General features: G+C 66.2%; 21 protein-coding genes. 17 read left to right on the top strand and 4 right to left on the bottom strand.

Going from position 1 to position 17,286, the window contains the following annotated elements; genetic code table 11:
* Positions 1-16: 16 nt before the first annotated feature.
* The 15 genes from QYL93_RS07135 to QYL93_RS07065 all read left to right on the top strand — a co-directional run bounded on the left by QYL93_RS07135 (position 17) and on the right by QYL93_RS07065 (position 13,501).
* The gene (locus QYL93_RS07135; RefSeq protein WP_305743005.1) at positions 17-805 is read left to right on the top strand and encodes a hypothetical protein; all 789 of its coding nucleotides are present in this window, start codon (positions 17-19) and stop codon (positions 803-805) included.
* A 122-nt stretch (positions 806-927) separates the two neighbouring features.
* Positions 928-3,690: a phage tail tape measure protein gene (locus tag QYL93_RS07130; protein WP_305743004.1), complete on the top strand. Its 2,763-nt coding sequence runs from the start codon at positions 928-930 to the stop codon at positions 3,688-3,690.
* The gene (locus QYL93_RS07125) at positions 3,687-4,088 is read left to right on the top strand and encodes a hypothetical protein (protein ID WP_305743003.1); all 402 of its coding nucleotides are present in this window, start codon (positions 3,687-3,689) and stop codon (positions 4,086-4,088) included. Before QYL93_RS07130 ends, QYL93_RS07125 begins: the two co-directional genes overlap by 4 nt.
* Before the next feature lie 7 nt (positions 4,089-4,095).
* Positions 4,096-7,731, top strand: a complete 3,636-nt coding sequence (locus tag QYL93_RS07120) for a hypothetical protein (protein ID WP_305743002.1) — start codon at positions 4,096-4,098, stop codon at positions 7,729-7,731.
* 13 nt (positions 7,732-7,744) lie between these two features.
* Positions 7,745-8,158: a hypothetical protein gene (locus QYL93_RS07115; protein WP_305743001.1), complete on the top strand. Its 414-nt coding sequence runs from the start codon at positions 7,745-7,747 to the stop codon at positions 8,156-8,158.
* Positions 8,158-8,922 (top strand): hypothetical protein, encoded by a 765-nt coding sequence (locus QYL93_RS07110; protein ID WP_305743000.1) that lies wholly within the window; start codon positions 8,158-8,160, stop codon positions 8,920-8,922. The genes QYL93_RS07115 and QYL93_RS07110 overlap by 1 nt, the downstream gene beginning before the upstream one ends.
* Positions 8,919-9,473, top strand: coding sequence for a hypothetical protein (locus tag QYL93_RS07105; protein WP_305742999.1), 555 nt, complete (start codon positions 8,919-8,921; stop codon positions 9,471-9,473). Before QYL93_RS07110 ends, QYL93_RS07105 begins: the two co-directional genes overlap by 4 nt.
* Positions 9,470-11,137: a hypothetical protein gene (locus QYL93_RS07100; protein ID WP_305742998.1), complete on the top strand. Its 1,668-nt coding sequence runs from the start codon at positions 9,470-9,472 to the stop codon at positions 11,135-11,137. The genes QYL93_RS07105 and QYL93_RS07100 overlap by 4 nt, the downstream gene beginning before the upstream one ends.
* 16 nt (positions 11,138-11,153) lie before the next feature.
* Positions 11,154-11,378: a hypothetical protein gene (locus tag QYL93_RS07095; protein ID WP_305742997.1), complete on the top strand. Its 225-nt coding sequence runs from the start codon at positions 11,154-11,156 to the stop codon at positions 11,376-11,378.
* A gap of 33 nt (positions 11,379-11,411) precedes the next feature.
* The gene (locus QYL93_RS07090) at positions 11,412-11,729 is read left to right on the top strand and encodes a hypothetical protein (RefSeq protein WP_305742996.1); all 318 of its coding nucleotides are present in this window, start codon (positions 11,412-11,414) and stop codon (positions 11,727-11,729) included.
* 12 nt (positions 11,730-11,741) lie between these two features.
* The gene (locus QYL93_RS07085) at positions 11,742-12,167 is read left to right on the top strand and encodes a hypothetical protein (RefSeq protein WP_305742995.1); all 426 of its coding nucleotides are present in this window, start codon (positions 11,742-11,744) and stop codon (positions 12,165-12,167) included.
* Positions 12,164-12,445: a hypothetical protein gene (locus QYL93_RS07080; RefSeq protein ID WP_305742994.1), complete on the top strand. Its 282-nt coding sequence runs from the start codon at positions 12,164-12,166 to the stop codon at positions 12,443-12,445. The genes QYL93_RS07085 and QYL93_RS07080 overlap by 4 nt, the downstream gene beginning before the upstream one ends.
* A 2-nt stretch (positions 12,446-12,447) precedes the next feature.
* Positions 12,448-12,930, top strand: a complete 483-nt coding sequence (locus tag QYL93_RS07075; protein ID WP_305742993.1) for a glycoside hydrolase family 108 protein — start codon at positions 12,448-12,450, stop codon at positions 12,928-12,930.
* A 2-nt stretch (positions 12,931-12,932) separates the two neighbouring features.
* Complete coding sequence (locus QYL93_RS07070; protein WP_305742992.1) at positions 12,933-13,370, top strand: DUF1353 domain-containing protein; 438 nt, start codon at positions 12,933-12,935, stop codon at positions 13,368-13,370.
* Complete coding sequence (locus QYL93_RS07065; protein ID WP_305742991.1) at positions 13,367-13,501, top strand: hypothetical protein; 135 nt, start codon at positions 13,367-13,369, stop codon at positions 13,499-13,501. The genes QYL93_RS07070 and QYL93_RS07065 overlap by 4 nt, the downstream gene beginning before the upstream one ends.
* A gap of 50 nt (positions 13,502-13,551) precedes the next feature.
* On the opposite strand, the gene QYL93_RS07060 is transcribed toward QYL93_RS07065, so the two are convergent.
* The 3 genes from QYL93_RS07060 to QYL93_RS07050 form a co-directional block, all read right to left on the bottom strand.
* Positions 13,552-13,857, bottom strand: coding sequence for a DUF3892 domain-containing protein (locus tag QYL93_RS07060; protein ID WP_305742990.1), 306 nt, complete (start codon positions 13,855-13,857; stop codon positions 13,552-13,554).
* A 79-nt stretch (positions 13,858-13,936) separates the two neighbouring features.
* Positions 13,937-15,235, bottom strand: a complete 1,299-nt coding sequence (locus QYL93_RS07055; RefSeq protein WP_305742989.1) for a Y-family DNA polymerase — start codon at positions 15,233-15,235, stop codon at positions 13,937-13,939.
* 18 nt (positions 15,236-15,253) lie between these two features.
* Positions 15,254-15,706, bottom strand: a complete 453-nt coding sequence (locus tag QYL93_RS07050; protein WP_305742988.1) for a LexA family transcriptional regulator — start codon at positions 15,704-15,706, stop codon at positions 15,254-15,256.
* A gap of 36 nt (positions 15,707-15,742) precedes the next feature.
* On the opposite strand from QYL93_RS07050, the gene QYL93_RS07045 reads away from it, so the two are divergent.
* Together QYL93_RS07045 and QYL93_RS07040 are read left to right on the top strand one after the other, a co-directional pair.
* Positions 15,743-16,441 carry an SOS response-associated peptidase gene (locus QYL93_RS07045; RefSeq protein ID WP_305742987.1) on the top strand — a complete coding sequence of 233 codons (699 nt, stop codon included), beginning with the start codon at positions 15,743-15,745 and terminating at the stop codon, positions 16,439-16,441.
* An 11-nt stretch (positions 16,442-16,452) separates the two neighbouring features.
* Positions 16,453-16,764: a hypothetical protein gene (locus QYL93_RS07040; protein ID WP_305742986.1), complete on the top strand. Its 312-nt coding sequence runs from the start codon at positions 16,453-16,455 to the stop codon at positions 16,762-16,764.
* Between the two features lie 33 nt (positions 16,765-16,797).
* Here the strand turns inward: QYL93_RS07040 and QYL93_RS07035 are convergent, their stop codons facing one another.
* Positions 16,798-17,079, bottom strand: a complete 282-nt coding sequence (locus tag QYL93_RS07035) for a hypothetical protein (protein WP_305742985.1) — start codon at positions 17,077-17,079, stop codon at positions 16,798-16,800.
* Positions 17,080-17,286: the final 207 nt, after the last annotated feature.

The following is a 17,286-nucleotide window of genomic DNA, read 5'->3' as shown; positions in this document are numbered from 1 at the left end:
TCTGGAGCTACTCACCATGGCACTCGTTCACGAAGAGCAGAAATACACCATCCCGCGCGGCCGGGCCTACTTCAACCCCGAGGACGCCAACGGCGTGCTCACCGGCGAAATCGCCTTCGGTAACTGCCCCGAAGTCACCGTCACCATCGAGACCGAGAAGGCCGAACACTTCAGCTCCATGACCGGCCTGCGCGAGAAGGATGCCTCGGTCGTGGTGCAGATCGATCGTACGGGCTCCCTGGTGTGCGACAACATGTCCGCCAGCAACTTCGCGCTGTGGATGTCCGGCACCCGCGAGGTGGTCACCCAGTCCGCCGTGGCTGTCACAGCCGAGCTGCGCGCCGTCATCCCGGGCCGCTTCTACCAACTGGGCTCCACCGCAGGCAACCCCCTGGGCGTGCGCAACGTCACGGGCGTCACGGTCAAGAACGAAGCCGGTGCCGTCACGTACGACGCGGGCGAGGATTACAACGTGGACCTTGAAACCGGCCGCATTCAGATCATCGAAGGCGGCGCCATCACCGCTGGCAATGTGAACTTCGGCTACACCCCCGTGGCCTCCACCTTCGAGCGCGTCAAGACCGGCAGTGCATCGGAGATCCGTGGCGCCCTGCGCATCGTGTCCGACAACGCCACCGGCGGCGAGCGCGATTTCTACATGCCCAAGGTCACCCTGACCCCTGATGGCGACCTGCCCATCATTGCCGAGGGCACCGACTTCGTGCAGCTGAGCTTCGGCCTCGAAGTGCTCAAGCCAGCCAACGCCGAAGCCATCTACGCCGACGGCCGCCCGGTCGTTCCGTAACCCCTTCCACCCCTGACCGCACGGCGCCCAGCGCGCCCTGCGGCTCCATGTGGCGCTGCCATCCCGGCGCCAGATGAAGCCGCTGCATTGCCCGAACCACACCACCAGGCCCCGCACCCACCATGGCATTCAAGCCCATCGAGATCCTGATCAACGCCAAGGACAACGCGTCCGGGGTGTTCGGCAAGGTGCAGGCTGCGGCCGGGGCGCTGGGTGCTGCGCTGCTGGCCTACTTCGGTATCAATGCATTTGCAGGGGTGGTGAAGGGCGCTGCTGACTTCGAGCAGTCACTCAGCCGCGTGCAGGCGGCCACTGGCGCCACGGCTGAGGAAATGGCGCAGCTTAAAAAGGCTGCAGAGGATGTCGGGGCCGCTGGCAAGTTCAGCAGCGTTGAGGCTGCTGGCGCAATTGAAAACCTCGCAAAGGCTGGCCTGAGTGCGAAAGAGGCCATTCAGGCGCTGCCCGCAGTGCTCTCGCTGGCGGCAGCTGGCGATATCGAGCTGGCCACCTCCGCTGAATACGTCACCAAAGCGGTGAGGGGCTTGGGCCTGGCGTTCACCGATGCCGGCAGGGTGGCAGATGTACTGGCGCTGGGTGCCAATGCCACCAACACCAGCGTGAAGGGCCTGGCCGAAGCGCTGAGCTACGCCGCGCCCGTGGCCAACAGTCTGGGCATGAGCCTGGAATCCACGGTGGCCATCATCGGCAAGTTTGCTGATGCGGGCATCGACGCCAGCCGCGCTGGTACCGCGCTCAACAGCATCCTGAGCCAGTTCTCGGACCCGGCCAGCAAGTTCCGGGGCGAGCTCGCGGCGGTGGGCATCTCCACCAACGATTTCGACAAGGCGCTGCGCCAACTGGCGGCTTCTGGTCCGCGTGGTGCCCAGGCCATTTCTGCTGTTGGCCAGGAGGCAGGCCCAGCCCTGCGTGCGCTGCTTAACCAGGGCGTGGGCGCGCTCGATGAGCTGGTGGGCAAGCTGCAAAACGCCGAGGGCAGTGCCGCTGCTACTGCGGCGGTCATGCAGAACAACCTGAACAGCTCGGTGGGGGCGTTGGGCAAGGCCTGGGAGTACCTCACAAACACGCTTGGCGCTCCTGTGCTCCCGGTCATCAAAGATGCGGTTGACCAGTTGGCTGCATCACTGCGTGGTGCAGTGGCAGATGGCACGGTCGGCAGGTTTGGCGAAGCCATTGCCACCGCATTTTCCACGGGTGTGAAGTTCGTACGTGAGTTCGTCTCCACCATTGACTTTGGGGTTGTCATTCAGCGTATCAGCACTCTGGCTGATGATGCCAATGCTGCATTCACCAGGCTGAGCGAATACGCCACCAATGCCGGCAACGCGGTAAAGCTGGCATGGGGTGTCATGGCGACAGGTGCGAATGCGCTGCTCGCTGTGACCTACAAGACAGCCGAGTTCGTCGTCGGGCACATTGCATCGATTCAAGCAGCGTTTGCTGTCTGGAACGATATTCTTGCAAAGTTCTCGTTTGGCGGTATCTCCAAGCGATTCAAAGAGGTTGCCGACGAGGTTCGGCTGTCGTCCGCAGCCACCGGTGCTGCGGCTGATGCATTGGGCCAAAAGGCAAGTGCAGCATTTGAGGCTGCGGCTCGCGGTGCCAAGTTGGCGCAAGAGGGTTGGGCTGGTTTCACCAAAGCCGTGGAGGATGCGCCTCCCGCCGTCCGCGAGGCCGCGAAGGCCTCCGAAGAAATGAGCAAGTCCATGGACCTTGCTCGCGAAACGACGGAAACCGCACAGCGTGCGATAGACGCAAAGGCTGCATCGGACATTGCCGCCGCTGGCGCCATCGGTAAGCTGCGTGCGGAATATCAGGCTGCGGTCGACACCGGCAACTGGCAGGCTGCAGCAGAGGTGCAGGAACGCCTCAACGCGGCGCTTCGCGGTACCGGTGGTGGGGCAAAGGAGGCGGCGCTTGCGGTTGATGCCGCCTTCCGCACCTTGGGCCTGAAAACTACCGAGGCCCTCAACAAGACTGCGGCTGACAACCAGCAAGCCTGGGACACCATCACCGCTGCTGGCGTCAAGTCCGCCGACACCCTTCGTGAGGCCTTCGCTGCCTATGCCAATGCCGCCATGGAAGCCGCGCAGCGCCAGGGCGATGCAGCCGTGCGCACCACCCGTGCGCTGCTGGAATCCAAGGCGGCCGCCGCCGGCCTCAAGCTGGAGGTGACCGACACCGGCAACGTCATCGTCAAATCCATGCGCGATGCTGCCGGCGCCACAAAGGGGGCTGGCGACGCTGCCCGCCAAGCCGCAGGCGGTTATCAGCAGATGGGCCAAAGCGCTGAAGCTGCCGCCGCTGCAGCCAAGAAGCTGCAGGCCATCTACGACCGCAACAAGGTCGGCGATGGCTCCGACCTGGTGGGCAAGTCTGGCGACGTGCGCGAGGCCGCTGTCCTCGAAACCGACATCACTGCCGACATCGTGAAGCGCTACGGCGAGGACATGGCCGACAGCGACAACGCGCGCAAGGCCTGGGCGTTGCGCCAGCAGCTGCAAAACTACCAAAAGAGCTATGGCAACGTCACGCGCAGCCAGGAGAGCCTGAACCAGCAACGCAACATCGCCGCTGAGCTGGCCCGGGTCGAGGGCTTGATCGAGGCCGAGCGCAACGGTGGCAAAGCCAACGGCGGCACCACGGCCGCCAGCAAGCCCACAACCAACACGCCCACAGCGCCAACCACTTCCAGCGGTGGCAGTTCGCGCACCCCGGGCGGCTCGGGCATCAGCGGCCCCACCAGCACGGTCGTCTTCGACCTCAAATCCGGCCCGCAGTCCATCGAGGGCATGACGCCCCGCGACGTCACCGTCATCAATAGCGTGATCCAAGAGCTGGCGCGCGGCAAAGGTACTGCCCGATGAGCACCACCCACCACACCCTCGGCCTCGTGCAGATCCGGCGCCAGATGGTCTGGGTCGATGAATTCGCCTGGTCCCCGGTCGAGAAAACCACCGAGTACAGCACCACCGGCGCGCTGCTGGTGGACGTGGGCGAGCGCCTGGCTGGCCGCCCCATCACCCTGCAGGCTACCGACCAGCACGGCTGGCTGGCCCGCTCTGCGGTCGAAGAGCTGCGCGCCCTGGCGGCAGACCCCGAGGGCGTCTACGTGTTCACCCATGCCGATGGCCGCGAGTTCACGGTCATGTTCGCGCCCGATGACCCGGTGAGCGCCATACCCATCCAGAACACCCGGCCCGAGCTGCCGGGCGACGACTACCCCTACGTCACCACCGTGCGCCTGATCGAAATCGAGGCCTGACCCCACCATGACCATCACCTCCACCAGCATCCGCCTGCTCGAATCCGAGCGCATGGCCGACACCAGCGACGGCGGCGGCCGCCGCACCAACCGCGTCGTGCCCGACGGCGTGGCCGGCAACGTGTTCCCCAAGGTCAGCCGGGTGGACGCGGTCTATGGCCGCGTCAACCTGCGCAAGCTCTACGGCCACGTCAACACCGCCACGGTCGAGATGTATGCCGGCGCCCACTGCATCATCACCGACGCGCCCGACAACCCACTCATCGGGGTGCTGCTGTTCAGCACCGGGTCGGACTACCACGTGCGCGCCGATGCCCGCGACCGCATCGAGTCGTATGTCATTGCCGGCCCCGAAAGCCGCATGGTTGTCTATGGCCGCCAGCTCAAGGGCGCATCGGCCGTGCTGGTGTACCAGCGCATCGAGGAACCCCTGCCCGAGGTGGGCGATGTGTACTGCCTCAGCGATGAGCCCGCCGGCGTCACGGGTAGCCAGCAGTTCGTGCGCGTGCAGGACGTGAGCCACGAGCTGCGCACCTTCGACGACAACGGCGCCGAGTTCCAGCGCAGGGTGGTCACCCTCAAGATCGGCGCCCCGCTGCGCCAGGAGTTCAAGGGCATCAGCAGCCCCAGCCGCAACAGCAGCGCGCGCGGCAACACCCTCATGCGCTCCACCACCGTGGCCGATGCCTCGCGCTACTTCGGCATCCAGCCCCTGACCTCGGCTGCGCTGCTGGGCGCACTGGAGGTGATGGTTGCCAGCGTGTTCGCCCCCATCGTGCCCACCACCCAGAGCGAGGCGGCTGTCTCGCTGGCCAGCATCAGCGGTGCAGCAGCGTTTCTGGATTCGGGCACTGCTGAATTCGTCGATGGCCCATTCGACCCGGGCAGCTCGCCGGGCCAGTCGTTCGTGTTGCGCACCGCCCTGGCCATGAAGCCGGGCACCATCAGTGTGCAGTTTGCGGGCGGTGGGTCTTTCGTCTCGGTGGATGACGGGGCCGGCAACATTGCCCCCGATGGGGGCAACGGCTGGACCGGCACGGTGGACTATGCCAACCGCCAGCTCAACCTGACGCCCACCTTCTCGGGTGAGTCGGTGGTGACGGTGCGGTACATCCCGCAGGCCGAAGTCTCGCAGGCCGCGCACACGCAAGAGATCGTGATCACCCTGGCCACGCGCGGCACGGTGTACGCCCCGGTGCTGGCCCCGCTGCCCGCCCCGGGGTCGCTGCGCGTACAGTACCGCGCCCTGGGTCGCTGGGTTGAGCTGCGCGACAAAGGCGATGGCGAGCTGGTGGGCGACGACGTCGCCTATGGCACCGGCCTGGTGGACTTCATCACCGGCGCGGCCACCGTCACGCTCGGGGCGTTGCCTGATGTGGGCAGCAGCATCATTCTCGTGTGGGGCAGCCCCACCCACTACGAACAGCGCCTGGCCGACACTGGCGGCACCGCCTATCAAGACTTCGTCCTGGCCAACACACCGGTGCAGCCCGGCGAGCTCGATATCGCGTATGTGGCCGATGGCACCCCCTACACCGTCAGCATGGATGCCAATGGCGTCCTGTCCGGTGGCGGTGCCTCGGGCCGGGTGGACATGTCCACCGGCCGTGGCCGCATCGAATACGCCGCCCGCCTGCCCGACTTCGACAGCAGCCTGGCCATCACCTACAAGACCTGGGCGCTCGACCCCAGCCAGGACATTGTCGACACACCCACCAACACCGAGCTGCTGGCCAGCCCGTTGACCATCGGCAAGGCCGTGCTGGCCGCCTCGGTGTCTGGCGTGCTCACCATGACCCTGGCAGTCAGCAATGACCAGGTGACCGACACAACCGCCGCCAGCCAGGTACCGTTCCGGGTCGATGGCTCGGGCGCGCTGCTGGCCGCCCAGGCCGTCAGTCTGCGCGGCCCCCGCGCCACCGTCACCATGGCTGCCGGCACCGTGCTGGGCCTGCTCAACGCCGGCACAGGTGCCATCACCTACAACCCCACCATGACGCTGCCCACCAGCTGGTACGTGGCGGGCGGCGACCACCCAGGCTGGACGCAGGGCGCCTACCTCAGCACCGCCACGGTATCGGCCGCGTCGGTCACCTACACCCCGGCCACCTACGCGGTCGAGGGCGGCGGCACCATCCCCGCGGGCTCGGCCGTGCGCATCTACACCGACCGCACTGAGGACCTCACCATCGCCAGCGATGTGCCCGTGCGCGTGGACCTCACCCGCACCAGCAGCGCGCAGCTGGTGGCCGGCAGCGTGGCATTCACCCTGGCAGGCAAACGCTTCATCGAGCGCAGCGGCACCCTCTACATCGACGCGCTGTACAACGGCAGCGCCACCGCCGCCGGCACGCTGGACTACGCCACCGGCGTGGCCACCCCCACCCTGTGGACGCGCGGCGCCGCCCTGGGCCTGGCCGTGCAGTCCGCGCTCATCAAGCTGGGCGACTGGCTGGCGGTGTCGGCGTTCTTCCGCACAGCCGGTAGCCCTGTGCGCCCGGCCTCCACCTACGTGCAGGTCACGGCGGTGGATGGCACCGCCATCAGCGGCACCACCGACGTCAATGGCGTGATCGTTGGTACGTTGATCCGGGGCCAGGTCGAGCAATCCATGGGCGTGGCCCGCGTGTGGTTCGGCGAGTGGCTGCCCGTGGCCGGCAATGAGACTCAGCCCTGGTTCGATCCCGCCAACGTGGTCGGCTCCAACGTGTGGAAGCCACGCCCCGTGCAGCCGCAGACCCTGCGCTACAGCACGGTGGTGCTCACCAGCCTGCCGCTGTCGGCAGACATCCTGGGCCTTGACCCGGTGCGCCTGCCCAGCGATGGCCGCGTGCCCATCTACCGCCCCTCCGATGTGGCGGTGATCCACCACACGGGCAGCGTCGATGCTGGCACGCCCACGGCCGGCCAGGTCATTGGCGTGGGCCGTGGCTACCTTGATCAGATCTGGCTGGAAGACTCGGACCGCAAGAAGCTTGCCGCCAACCTCTACGCCGTGAACCTGGAGGCCGGCCTGGTCACCATGGACGCGGCCCTGTCGCTGGCCGGCTACGTGCCCCCCATCGCCGTGCGCCACCGCATCGAGGAAATGGTGCAGATCAGCGACGTGCAGATCAACGGCCAGATCAGCCTGGGCGCAGCGCTCACGCGTGCGTTCCCCATGGGCAGCCAGCTCAGCGGGGCGCTGCTGTTCGGTGACCTGTTCGCCCGGGTCGAAAACGTTTTTGACCAGCGCACGTGGAACGGTGTGTGGAGCGACACGCTCATCGGTGACCCGGTCGATTTTGAGTACGACGAACTCAATTCGCCCATCGAGGTGCTCAACGAAGGCGCCGTCAACGACCGCCTGCGCGTCCATTTCACCAACGGCACCGGCAACTATCAGCTCATCTCCGAAAACCTCGGCGTGATCGCCACCGGGAATATTTCCGCCGACATCGCCCCCGTGAACCCGCTCACCGGCAAGACCTACGTGGTGATCCGCAAGGAAGGGTGGGGCCCCGTGCCATGGCCGGTGGGCTCGCAGCTGCGGCTGAACACCGTGGCCGCCGCCCCCGGCTTCTGGCTCGCCCGCACCGTGCTGCGTGGCGCCACGCTGGCCGGCGACTCTTTCGACGCGCAGCTGCGCGGTGATTCCGACTGATCAAGGAAAAAGCATGCTCGTCCGATTCGACAATTTCACGCGCACCCTGCTGGCGGCAGCGCTTGCCGATCTGCTCAACGCCGGCACCGGCCCTGTCCAGGTTCGCTTTTACACGGTCGCGCCGCCTGCCACCCCGTTGACGGCCATCACCACGCAAACCCTGCTGGGCACCCTGGTGTGCAGCAGCCCGGCCGTGTCGGCCTCTGGCCCTGTGGTGACGTTCATCGACATCGGCGACGACCCGACCGCTGACGCCAGCGGCACCGCTGCCTGGGCGCGCGTGATTTACGACGATGGCGCCAAGGCCCTTGACGTGGACGTGACCAACAACGCCGGCACGGGTGCGATCAAGATCAACACAGTCACCATCGAGGCGGGCGGGCCGATTCAGATCACCTCGTTCACCATCACAGTGGGTGGTGCCTGATGCCAGTCAGCATCCCTACCGGCTGGAACCCGTCCGCGCTCGGCTCGGTGCTGACGCTGAACCCCGATGGCGTCACCCTGACAAAGACATTGGGTGCAGGTTTCGCCAGGTCCATCACCTCGGTGACCACAGGCAAGTGGTACGTCGAGATTCTGCGCACCACGCTCTCCACCTGGATGCCGGGGCTATCCAGCGCCTCCAACCCATTGAACCAGTACCCCGGGCAGAGTGGCAGCACGTCCATCGGCATGGAAAACGGCACCATCTACGGTGGTGGGGGCGGCGGCGCTGGTGGGCTGGCCGTCACCGGCTGGATCGGTCTGGCGGTAGACGCCGACGCGAGAAAGCTGACCTACAGCAACGCCAGTGCATCGGCCATCACCAGCATCCCCTGGTCCGGTGCAATCTACCTGGCGGGCGGGGCCGACAGCGGGGCAACGTCGGGCAGCCTGAAACTCAATGCCGGGCAGACCAGCTTTGCCTACTCGGTTCCTTCGGGGTACACGGCGGGCTTTCCGGCAATCGTCTTTTATCAGCTGACCGGCCCGGCTGTAACCGATGACTCGGGCGCACCGGCCCAAAGGGCAATCTGGGCGCTGCGCCGCGACACCATGGTGCCCATTGCCAACACGCTGAGCGATGCCACCACGGGTGACTGGTCCATCCTGACCGCGTACACCGGCGAGGTCCTGGTGCTGTGCCTTGACGATGCGTCTGGCACCCAATACAACCTGCTCGCCTTCGACCGGGTGCTGGCGGTATGAGCTACACCCCGCCAGCCGGCAATGCCATTGCCTTCGCGTGGGTGGGCGGCTCGGCGTACACGCCGCCGGCTGGCAATGCCATTGCCTTCTCGTTCGCCTCAGGCGGCCCCACACCGGTGGTGGGCGATGGCGCGATCACGCTGGATTTCATGGTGGAGGCGACCGCCATCCACGGTGTCGCGGTCACGGGAGTGGGCGCGGTGGTGCTCGACTTTGCTGTCGCCGCCGCTGGCGCGCATGGCGTGGCGGGTGCTGGCGCCTTGTCCCTCGACTTTGCGGTCGCCTGCACTGCGGTGCACCCCCGCTACGAAGTGCGCGGCGTGGTGCGCACTGGTGGCGTGCTGCTCAACCGCCGTGTGCGGGCCTATGACCGCGACACAGGTGCGCTGCTGGGGCAGGGCGACACCGTGGCGGGCCAGTTCCGCGTGCACGCCGGTTTTGCCGAGCGCGAATGCTGCGTGCTGCCCATCGACCTCAGCCCCGGCGCTGTGGACTGGCGCCCGCCAGCGGCCAACCGTGTGCTGAGCAAACTTGCGGACGACACGGCATGAGCGCGCAAGACGGCGGCAGCCTGGTGCTCGACTACGGCCCGCAGGGCGCCCAGCAGGACGGCGGCGCCCTGGTGCTCGACTACGCCGACGCGGCCACGCGCCGCCGCGTGGTGGCCAGCCTGCATGCACCCTGGGTGCAGGGCCACGCCGTGGCCACAGAGCTTCGCGCGCCCAGCCTGCCGACCGATGCGCTCGATGTGGCCTGCCGCGCCCCCTGGGGCCGCGGGCATGCCGTGCAGGCAGAGCAGCGCGCGCCCTGGGTGCTGCTGCGCCGGGTGGATGATGCGTGCCGCGCCCCCTGGGGCCGCTACACCGCCAGGCCCGCGCAGGAGCCGCGCGCCCCCTGGGGCGTGGCCCGCAGGCTCGATGACGACACCCGCGCCCCCTGGGGCAGCTATGCCGCCCGGCCCGCACAGCAGCCGCGCATGCCCTGGGGCGTGCCCCTGTTTATCGATCTGCAGCGCCGCGCACCTTGGGGCCAGTACGCAGCCCGGCCCGCCCGGGCCCTGCAGGCCCCATGGGTGCGCGTGCGCCGGGTGGATCTGGAGCAATGGCTCCCCTGGACAAAGTTTTCGCGCCAGCTCAATCCGGGCTGGGGCGTGGTCGTGCCCGGCGGCGAGCCGCCCGTGGACGAAAACGGCACGGTCATCGTGCCCGTGCGAAAGGTGTATGTGGTCAAGAATGAAATCACCCTGATGCGCGTAGACGGTGGCCTGGCCATCCCGGCCTATGCCTTCCAGATGGGGCTGGATGCCGATAGCTGGACCTGGTCGTGGTCTGCCACCGTGCCCGCCAGCGCGCTCGATCTGGTGCAGCCTGGGCCCGATGGCGACCCCATCGACGTGCTGGCCACCGTCAATGGTGTTCCCTTCCGCCTGGCGGCTGAGGAAGCGGGCGAGGCGCAGGCGTTTGCCAACAACCGCGTGACCGTGAAGGGCAGGGGCAGGGCGGCGGTGCTGGATGACCTGTATTCGCCCGTGCTCAACCACGGCAACTCCAGCGCGCGCACCGCGCAGCAACTCATGGGCGACGTGCTCACGCTCAATGGCGTGCCTCTGGGCTGGGATGTGGACTGGGGCATCACCGACTGGCTGGTGCCCGGCAACGTGTGGACGCACCAGGGCGCGTACATGAGCGCCCTGCGCGATATCGCCGAGGCGGCCGGGGCCTACCTGCAGCCGCACGACACCGACCCAACCTTGCTGGTGCGCGCCCGCTACCCCCTCATGCCGAGGGATTGGACGCTGGACATGGCCGACGTCGAGCTGCCCGGGCACGTGGCGGCAGAGGTGGGGCGCGAGTGGATGCGCAAGCCCGCTTACGACCGCGTGCATGTAAGCGGCACAACGGCGGGCGTGCTGGCCGAGATCAACCGTACCGGCGGCGCCGGTGTGCTGGTGGCGCCAATGGTCACGCACCCGCTCATCACCCATGTGGACGCGGCGCGACAGCGCGGCCTTGCAGTTCTGGCCGACACAGGCCGCCAGGCGCAGATCACCCTGCGCCTGCAGGTGCTGGAGGAAACCGGCGTCATCAAGCCCGGCGCAATGGTGCGATTCCTTGATCGCGGCACCACCCGCCTGGGCCTCGTGCGCAGCACCTCGCTCGAATGGTCGCGGCCCAGCCTGCGCCAGACCATCACTCTCGAAACCCATCCCGACTGAACAAGGTGCACCAGCCATGGCCCGCAACCCTTTCCGCGCCTTCAAAGAAATCTTTCCCGACCCGCCCCTGCAGGTGGCCACCGTCATCGCGGTGGACGGCGACACCGCCACGGTCGAGCTGCCGGGCGGCGGCGTGCTGCAGGTGCGCGGCACCACGGCGGTTGATGCCCGGGTGTTCGTGCGCGACGGCGTGATTGAGGGCGACGCGCCCGCGCTGACGGTGGTTTCGATAGACGTTTGACCCAACACACACAAAAGGGAAGGGGTGACCCCGATGGAGCTGATCTTTACAACCGCGCTCGCGCTGCACCTGCTGGCCCCGCCCAGCGCCATGCCCGTGCAGTACACGGCCACCAGCCCGGTGCTGCCCTACACGCTCAACTTCGACCCGGCGCGCGGCTGGGTGGGCACAGAGCAATGCCCCTGGGGCTGCTACGTGGCGGCCGGCGTGCCGGTGCAACTGCTGCAGGGCGAGGTCGATGTCGAGGCGCTGGCCAGCCTGGAGGTGACCATCCGCCGCGATGGTGTGCCGGTGGTGGATTGCTTTCGCTTCTATGGCGGCGTGCCGGTGTGCATGCCCAGCGGCAATTGAACCGGGGCACCAATGCCTGAACCTACCTCTGCCGCCGCCGGCATCGCCACCATTGCGATGGCCGCCGCGTCTACTACCGCTGTCACCATCTTCGGCATCCCCCTTGGGCTGCGCGCTGATCTGCTGGTGGCCGGCCTCTTCGGCGGCCTGGTCGCCATCGTCGTCATGAACACCGTGCCCAGCACCGGCGACACCTGGCGCGAGCTGCGGCGCACCACCGTGCGGCGTATGTGGGTGGCCTGCGCCAGCAGCATCACCGCCGGTTACATCACCCCCCTGGCCATGCTGATCATGTCGGTGCCCGAGCCGCTGCAGCTGTGCACGGCATTCGTTGTCGGCGCCTTCGCGCAGCGGGCGCTGATGCGGGTCCGCGACCGCGTGCTCGGGCCCGACAAGCCAGAGCCCAGGCCAGGCATGGACAACGGGGGCGCGCAATGACATTCGCCTTGCACCTCATCTACTGGGCCGCCGGCTTCATCGTGCTGGCCGAGGCCTTGAACAAGCTCGAGCGCACCGCCCCATGCCGCCGTGGCCTGGCTTGGCGCGTGCGCACTACCGAGTGGTTAAAGGCCATCGCCTGGATGCTGCTCGCCGTGGGCGGCGCCGGTGCGCTGGCCAGCCCGTTTCTTCCCAATGCCGCCCCCAGCCCGCAGGACGTTTGCATCGTGCTTGGCTTCGCGGTGCTGATCGTTCGAACCCGTGTGAAAGAAGGTTGACCATGACCATGTTCCTGGACCTCATCGACCGCGTGCTCTCCCATGAGGGCGGCTACGTCAACGACCCGCGCGACCCGGGGGGCGAAACGAAATTCGGCATCTCCAAGCGCAGCTACCCAGCGGTGGACATCAAGGCCCTGACGCGCCCGCAGGCCATCGCCATCTACGAGCGCGACTTCTGGCAGCGCGTGCAGGGCGACAAGCTGCCCCGGCCTTTCGTGTTCCAGGCCCTGGATGCGGCGGTCAACCACGGCATCGGTAACGCGGTGCGCTGGATGCAGCGCGCGGCCGGTGTGGCAGACGACGGGCAGATCGGCCCGCTGACCCTGGCTGCCATCGCGCGCGCCGAGCCTGCCGACCTGGTGCTGCTGTTCAATGCTGAGCGCCTTGAGTTCTATGCAATGTTGGGAAAATTCGACGTGTACGGCCGGGGCTGGGTCAATCGCACTGCCGGTAATCTGCGGTACGCCGCGCAGGACAACTGACCATGGCGCTCAAGCCCCTGGCCCTTGGTGGCGTCGAATTCCTCAGCGACCCGGGCCTCAGCCCGCGCGGTAGCGGGGCCGACTATGCGCTGCTGGCCGAGTGGACCTTTCGCACGGCCAGCGTCGAGGGCGAGCTGCTCACTCTCAGCGTTCCGGCTGGCTTTGTCACCGACCTGGCCAGCGTGCCCCGCCTGCCATTCGCCTACTGGGCCTTCGGCAACCGCGCCCGTCGAGCGGCCATCCTGCACGACTGGCTCTACACCGAGGGCTGGGAGCGCGAGTGGGCTGATTCTGTGTTCTACGCCGCGATGCTGGCCGAGGGCGTGGCCCCGGCCACGGCGTGGGCCATGTGGCTTGCTGTCCGGGTGGGCGGCGCCGCTTACTACCGTGAGGCCGGCACGTCGTCCGTCCATCCTGAAACCGAAAGAGAAGCTCCATGAAAACCATCGCCATCACCATCGCCGCCATCGTCCTGGCTGGATGCTCCAGCTTCAAGATGGGCGCCGGCTGCTACATCCCGCACGGTGTGAGTGGCCAGTGCACTGCTGCAACGGTCGCGCCAGTCAAATAAAAAGCCGCCCGGCATTGCTGCTGGGCGGCTTTGCGCGTGTTCTTGACTATTTAAAACTGTGGCAAATTTTCAAGATTGTCTTTAGCTGAGGTGTCTTTTACGGTTTTCAGGTAATCAGTGGCAACCTGGATAACTTCCAACTGAGCGCCGGTGTACCATTTTTTATCCTTGCCTTGGGTAATTGAGGCGAAGGTTTTCTTTTTCTCGATCAGTGACACCACGTGTGGGCGGGTGACCTCTTCTCCTGTAAGTTTCCATCCGCCTTCAGCATCGATTGGGTGTATCCGAAGCTTTGCTATATGGGTGCTGTCTTTGTTGTATGAAACAGCGGACACGTAGTAGTCGAACTTTGCCATGCTTTAAATTCCATAAAAATTGAAAAAACAATATATACGTGTGGTTACAAAAGACAAAGCAATTTTTGGCACTTAGGGCTTAGGCGCGCGCTACCGGCACATCTTCCCACCGCGTCGTGTACTGCGGCGTCCGCCGCTCCTGCCGCATCCCCCACTCGCGCACCTTCTCCGTCGCCCCGGTGCTCGCCACGTGCACCGTCCCCTTGCCATACCGCCCGTTGATCGCGTCCATGGCCGTCATCAGCTTGCTGCGGTCTGCGCAGTCGTCATCCTCAAGATCCAGCTCGTGCTGCAGCACGCTGCCCGGCACCAGGTCCAGCAGCATCACCCCGGCCTTGATCAGGTCGAAGCCCTCGGCATAGATGCGGCGGATGCCATGGGTGGCGGCCAGCACCAGGTCGCCGGTGTCGGCCGTGGGCCTGCGCAGCGGCACCACCACCGACTTGTTGAAGCGCGGCCCTGGCCGGAAGGGGCTGGTGTGGGCGAACACCAGCACCTCACTGGCCAGACTGCCCTGCGTGCGCAGCTTCTCGCCCGCGCGGCTGGCGAACTCGCTCACGGCCTGCAGCAGTGGGCCCAGGTCGGTGATGGGCTTGCCGAATGAGCGGGTGCAGGCAATCTCTTTCTTCGGGCTGGGCGCATCGTCCAGCTCGATGCAGGGCATGCCTTGCAGCTCACGCACGGTGCGTTCCAGCACCACGCTCCAGCGCCGGCGCACGGTGGCCGGGTCCATGCGCACCAGGTCCAGCACGGTGTGGATGTCGCCCTCGTGCAGCTGCGCCGCGATCTTGCGGCCCACGCCCCACACTTCTTCCACCAGGGTGGTGCCCAGCACCGCATCGAGGTCCGAGGCGGGCAGGGCGGCCAGGTTGCACACCGTGGCCAGGTCGGCGGGGTAACTGCCGGGCTTGCGCTCGGCGGTTTTGGCGATGTGGTTGGCCAGCTTCGCGAGGGTCTTGGTCCGGGCAATTCCGATGCCGCAGGGGATGCCGGTCCACTGGTTGATGCGGTCGCGCACCGCGCGGGCCCGCTTCGTCAGGTCGCCGCGTACGCCGTGCAGCCCAATGAACGATTCGTCAATGGAGTAGATCTCCTGCGTGGGGCCCAGGCCGGCCGCTAGGCTGTGCATGCGGTCGCTCATGTCGCCGTAGAGCACGAAGTTGGCGCTCAAGCCAACCAGGCCGTCGCCGTACTCCATGTGCTTGATCTCGAACCAGGGCGCCCCCATGGCGATGCCCAGTGCCTTGGCCTCATTGCTGCGCGCGATGGCGCACCCATCGTTGTTGCTCAGCACCACGACCGGGCGGCCGTTCAGGCTGGGGCGGAACACCCGCTCGCAGCTCACATAGAAATTGTTGCCATCCACCAGCGCATACATGCCGGGCCTCGCATGCCGTCAGGTGGCAAACAGGGTGATGCACCCGCGCGCCACACCCCACACCTCGATGGTCTGGCTGTCCTTCGGCACGATGTCCGGGTACGTGGGGTTGGCCGCCTGCAGCTTCACCCGGCCGGCGCGCTGGTGCAGGTACTTGCAGGTGCATTCCCCGTCGACCACGGCAACCACCACATGCATGTGCTTGGGCTTGATGGCTCGGTCGATGGCCAGGATGCTGCCATCGTGGATGTTGGCCCCCACCATGGAGTCGCCCCGCACGCGCCAGAAGTAGGTGGCCTGGGGGTGCTTCACCAGCAGCTTCATGATGTCCAGCCGCTCGACCATGAAGTCATCCGCCGGGCTCGGAAACCCCGCCTGCACAGAAACCCGCGACACTGGCAGCGCCAGCGCCTTCACAGCCACGTCATAGGGGACGGGCCAAGGCGAGTCGAAAATATCTACACTGTACATTTATACAGTATAACTCCCAACTGCCAGGAGGTTGTCATGTGCACGTACTACGAAACCGGCGGCCCCGCCCAGCTCGGCCTCTACTTCGGTGATCTGCCCCAGGATGAGAACTGGCGCGACCACATGAGCCCGCTGTACCGGGGCGTGGTCATGCGCCCCCGTGCCGCTGGCACCGAGCTGATAACTGGGCAGTGGGGCATGATCCCGCCCCGCTCCGAAACCAACATCCCCAAGGGCAAGGACGGCAAGCGCCTGAACACCGTCAACGCGCGGCGCGAGGGGATGGCCAAGTCCTGGACCTACGGTGGCGCTTGGCGCAAGGGGCAGCGCTGCCTGATCCCGGCCCAGCAGTTCGTGGAACCGTACTGGGGCACCGGCAAGCACATCGCTTGGCAGTTCGAACGGCCCGACGGCACGCCCTGGGCGCTGGCCGGCCTGTGGGACGTGTGGACCGATCCGGCCTCAGGTGAGATCTGGACCAGCTACACCATGATCACCCAGAACGCCGACCACCACCCCCTGATGCGCCTCATGCACCGCCCCGACCCCAAGCGCCCGCCGGACAAGCAAGACAAGCGCGCCGTGGTGCCCATCGAGCGCGGCGACTGGGATGCCTGGTTGCGCGGCACTGTCGAAGAAGCCGAGGCCCTGATTAAGCTGCCGCCCGTGGAGGCGTTCAAGCACCGCGCCAAGGATCCAGTTCAGCAAGTCGAGCTACCCATCACAACTGAATGACAGGAGACGCCATGCCTAACGATGCAACGGAAAAACAAGTTCACGAACTGCAGGAGCGCGTGAATTTTCTCGAAGAGCGATGCTCCCAACTGGTCGTGCTGCTGGAGACCACGAACGCCCTGGTACTGGCGTCGGTGCGGCAGTCAGAGAACAGGCTGCAGGTCATCGCCGAGTACCAACAACTGTGCGCATTTGCTGACCGGGGGCCTGCTGTGGCCATGCGTACCGAGTACGAACTCGACTTCACGCGCGCTGTGAGAGAGGCGACCATCAGCAACCTGATGCTGCCCGAGGATGATCAGGGCTCGATGTTCCCCAATTGAGTGGCGCTGCTGAGCCGTTGGGCTGTGACTGCTTCAGTCGAGATTGGAACAATCTGCATCGCCCACAGGGTCAGCCGCTTCGTTTTCGTAGGGCTGGCCCTCAGCGGCGGCCAATGCCAACGTGCCGGCGTCAAGCGCACCCGCCCAGCTGTCAAAGTCGCACTCCGATGCCGAATGTGGCTTGAAGATGTGTGAGTCGTGTGGCTCTTGCTCCAGCACGACCCAGCGAAACGTCTCTACGTGATCAGGATCGGCAACAATCTGCAGGCAATGAGAGGGCATCTGTGGCTCCGGGTTGATCAACGATGGGCCCATTCTGACCTGCGTGGGGTCAGAACGATGCAGGCCGAGGCGCCGATCAAGCTGCCAATGAAAAGTGTTCCATGAACTGTTCCATGATTGCTATCTTGGCAGGGGAAAATGCAAAGCGTCAAAGTGAAAGTCGTATTTCTTATCGGTGATGATCGACCACATGTAAAGCCGGTCTGCCGGCCTCCTGTGATGCGGTTGCGCCCCCTGCCT

Source organism: Acidovorax sp. A1169, assembly GCF_030704685.1.
Classification (GTDB): Bacteria; Pseudomonadota; Gammaproteobacteria; order Burkholderiales; family Burkholderiaceae_C; genus Acidovorax.
The sequence above is the reverse complement of the archived record's forward strand: the minus strand, read 5'-3'. Positions and strand labels throughout refer to the sequence as shown.

Coding starts and splice junctions, on each gene's coding strand:
- QYL93_RS07130 (WP_305743004.1), top strand. CDS start 928: ATGGCATTCAAGCCCATCGAGATCCTGATCAACGCCAAGGACAACGCG.
- QYL93_RS07095 (WP_305742997.1), top strand. CDS start 11,154: ATGGCCCGCAACCCTTTCCGCGCCTTCAAAGAAATCTTTCCCGACCCG.
- QYL93_RS07045 (WP_305742987.1), top strand. CDS start 15,743: ATGTGCACGTACTACGAAACCGGCGGCCCCGCCCAGCTCGGCCTCTAC.
- QYL93_RS07070 (WP_305742992.1), top strand. CDS start 12,933: ATGGCGCTCAAGCCCCTGGCCCTTGGTGGCGTCGAATTCCTCAGCGAC.
- QYL93_RS07060 (WP_305742990.1), bottom strand. CDS start 13,857: ATGGCAAAGTTCGACTACTACGTGTCCGCTGTTTCATACAACAAAGAC.
- QYL93_RS07125 (WP_305743003.1), top strand. CDS start 3,687: ATGAGCACCACCCACCACACCCTCGGCCTCGTGCAGATCCGGCGCCAG.
- QYL93_RS07135 (WP_305743005.1), top strand. CDS start 17: ATGGCACTCGTTCACGAAGAGCAGAAATACACCATCCCGCGCGGCCGG.
- QYL93_RS07085 (WP_305742995.1), top strand. CDS start 11,742: ATGCCTGAACCTACCTCTGCCGCCGCCGGCATCGCCACCATTGCGATG.
- QYL93_RS07055 (WP_305742989.1), bottom strand. CDS start 15,235: ATGTATGCGCTGGTGGATGGCAACAATTTCTATGTGAGCTGCGAGCGG.
- QYL93_RS07110 (WP_305743000.1), top strand. CDS start 8,158: ATGCCAGTCAGCATCCCTACCGGCTGGAACCCGTCCGCGCTCGGCTCG.
- QYL93_RS07090 (WP_305742996.1), top strand. CDS start 11,412: ATGGAGCTGATCTTTACAACCGCGCTCGCGCTGCACCTGCTGGCCCCG.
- QYL93_RS07115 (WP_305743001.1), top strand. CDS start 7,745: ATGCTCGTCCGATTCGACAATTTCACGCGCACCCTGCTGGCGGCAGCG.
- QYL93_RS07040 (WP_305742986.1), top strand. CDS start 16,453: ATGCCTAACGATGCAACGGAAAAACAAGTTCACGAACTGCAGGAGCGC.
- QYL93_RS07065 (WP_305742991.1), top strand. CDS start 13,367: ATGAAAACCATCGCCATCACCATCGCCGCCATCGTCCTGGCTGGATGC.
- QYL93_RS07050 (WP_305742988.1), bottom strand. CDS start 15,706: ATGTACAGTGTAGATATTTTCGACTCGCCTTGGCCCGTCCCCTATGAC.
- QYL93_RS07120 (WP_305743002.1), top strand. CDS start 4,096: ATGACCATCACCTCCACCAGCATCCGCCTGCTCGAATCCGAGCGCATG.
- QYL93_RS07075 (WP_305742993.1), top strand. CDS start 12,448: ATGACCATGTTCCTGGACCTCATCGACCGCGTGCTCTCCCATGAGGGC.
- QYL93_RS07080 (WP_305742994.1), top strand. CDS start 12,164: ATGACATTCGCCTTGCACCTCATCTACTGGGCCGCCGGCTTCATCGTG.
- QYL93_RS07100 (WP_305742998.1), top strand. CDS start 9,470: ATGAGCGCGCAAGACGGCGGCAGCCTGGTGCTCGACTACGGCCCGCAG.
- QYL93_RS07035 (WP_305742985.1), bottom strand. CDS start 17,079: ATGGGCCCATCGTTGATCAACCCGGAGCCACAGATGCCCTCTCATTGC.
- QYL93_RS07105 (WP_305742999.1), top strand. CDS start 8,919: ATGAGCTACACCCCGCCAGCCGGCAATGCCATTGCCTTCGCGTGGGTG.